The sequence below is a fragment of the Microbispora sp. ATCC PTA-5024 genome (assembly GCF_000511135.2).
Lineage (GTDB): Bacteria > Actinomycetota > Actinomycetes > Streptosporangiales > Streptosporangiaceae > Microbispora > Microbispora corallina.
Map to the genome: position 1 here is coordinate 161,034 of NZ_KI866527.1, position 2,135 is coordinate 163,168.

The 2,135-nt window shown below is 78.7% G+C and carries 2 protein-coding genes; one reads left to right on the plus strand and one right to left on the minus strand.

The genetic code is table 11. The features are described 5' to 3' along the window. A partial coding sequence (locus MPTA5024_RS44065; protein WP_036332302.1) for a MinD/ParA family ATP-binding protein occupies positions 1 to 1,051 on the minus strand: 1,051 nt, incomplete at its 3' end. A 222-nt stretch (positions 1,052 to 1,273) separates the two neighbouring features. On the opposite strand from MPTA5024_RS44065, the gene MPTA5024_RS44070 reads away from it, so the two are divergent. Beyond that, positions 1,274 to 1,654, plus strand: a complete 381-nt coding sequence (locus MPTA5024_RS44070; RefSeq protein WP_036332303.1) for a hypothetical protein — start codon at positions 1,274 to 1,276, stop codon at positions 1,652 to 1,654. Positions 1,655 to 2,135 lie beyond the last annotated feature (481 nt).

Genomic DNA, 2,135 nt, shown 5'->3' on the forward strand with positions numbered 1-2,135 from the left:
TCGCCGCCAGGCCGCTCACGATCACTCCCGCAAGGGCAACGTACGCCCTGCGGCCGCCGGCCCGGAGGTGATTGACGTCGACCGGTCCGGGCCGCCCGGGGGCCAGCTCGTCCTCCCACGGGACGCGCACGATCGCCCGGCACCGGCCGCTCGCCACGGCCTCCGCCTGCTCCACGTCCGGCAGGCTGCGCCGGCTCACCCCGTTGATCACCATCACGGCCCTGCGCCGCAGGTCGGAGCAGCCGTGCCCGTCCAGCCACTCGTATGTCATCGCGACCGCGTCCGGGGCGTCCTCACTGGCCGGAGCCACGAGGACGAGCTGGTCGGCGTACGGCAGCAGCCGGGCCGCCAGCGCGGCGGCCGGGTCGATCACGGTGAGCCGGTAGTGCCGGTCGAGCGCGGTCAGCGTCCTGCGCCAGTCGGGCAGGGACGACCGGTCCGCGAGCCGCTGGGCCGCCCCGTCGTCGGTGTCCGCGCCGACGACCTCGAGCCCCGACTCGCACCGCGTCGTGTACGCCCGCATGCCGAGGTAGCCGGTCACGTCCTCCACGCCTTCGAGGAGCGAGCTCAGCGTCTCCGGCGACTCGGCGGCGATCCTCGTCGTCAGCGTGTCGTCGCCGGTGCTCGCGTCGATCGCCAGCACCCGGTCCTCGCGGTAGCGGGCGAGCGTGTGCCCCAGCATCAGCGCCGTCGTCGTCTGCCCGGCGCCGCCGGTGCAGCCGAGGACCATGATCCGCCTGCTCGCGGTGAGCGGAGTGCGGGCGCGCGCCTCGTCGACCTCCATGCCGTCCGTACGGCTGCCGCCCACGACGACCTGGGCGAGCCGGCGCCAGCCGCCGGAGGGGTCGCGTCCCACGACCGACTCCACCCGGCGCACCCGCGGGTGCTCCTCGCCGGGCGTCTTGGGTACCGGAGGGACGGCGGGGCTGGCCGGGCCGGCGGGACCGCCCGCCGGGGGGCCGGAGGGCACCGCCCGGATCGAGACGCCGCCCGCTCCCGGGCGGGGCCCGGCGAACGGATCGCGCCGCGGCCGGTCGTCCTGCGGCGTCATAGTCTCGCGCCGCTCACGCCAGCGGTCCGCCGGGAACGGCGTGACGGCCGCAGGTCCCGCCGTGATCCCCGTGACCCCGGGGGTCGTACCTCGGGCGGCGATGCCGGCACCGGCGGGAGCCGCCGTGTCCGCGCCGCTCCCCCAACTCTCTTGCGGGGGAGCCGGTCGCCGCTCCGGGGTGGAAGACTGCGCGCCGGCCGGCCGCGGCGGCCGGCCCTTCCGATGCAGCTCGCGGGCCGCCTGCCACGGATCGCCGGCGACGCCGCCCGCGTCCGGCCGCTCGGCACCGGCGCCGCTGTCGTGCTCCTCGTCCGCGTGAACGGCCTCGCGTCCGGGCTCGTGCGCCTCCTCCGCGGAGTCGGCCCTGTGGTCGCCGTCCCGGCCGGCCTCGGAGGCATCCGCATCCCGGCCGCGGTCGTGCGCCTCGGCGGGCTCACCCTGCTCAGTGGGCTCGGCATGTGCGGGGACAAGGGCCTCGCCCGAACGGTCGCGGTCGCCCCCGGCGGACGGCTCGTCCGCGCGCACCTCTTCGACAGCGGGCGCGGCCGGCTCGGCGGCCGGCGCCTGGGGCTCCTCCGTGCGCACCGCCTCGGCGGCGTGTGACTCCTCGGCACGCGCCCCGTCGGCGAGGGACGGACGCGGCTCCTCCGGCCGTACGGCACGGGGTCGGGGGTGGTCCACCGGGGGCGGCGGGACCCGTGACTCGGCCGAGGCGGCCAGCCGCCGCAGGCGGCGCAGCGCCTCGGTGCCGATGGGCGGCACGGGAGCCGGGGGCTCCACGGCCGGGGAGGCGTCAGGCGTGCGGGCCGCCGCTGGAGCGGCGTCGGACGGCCCGGCGTCGGGCTCGGGACGGGCCTTGGGGAACGACTCGGGGTCGGGTTCGGCGGAGACGCCGCGAGGCAGGGGGCGGGGCGGCGTGCCGAAGGCGGGCTCGGCCGGGGACCAGCCGGTGACCGGGGACGCCGCGGCCGGAGACGACCCGGTGACCGGGGACGCCGCGGCCGGAGACGACCCGGTGACCGGGGATTCGGCCGGGGACCGGGCGGTGGCGGGGGACGGCGCGGGCGTGGACGTCCGGGCGGAC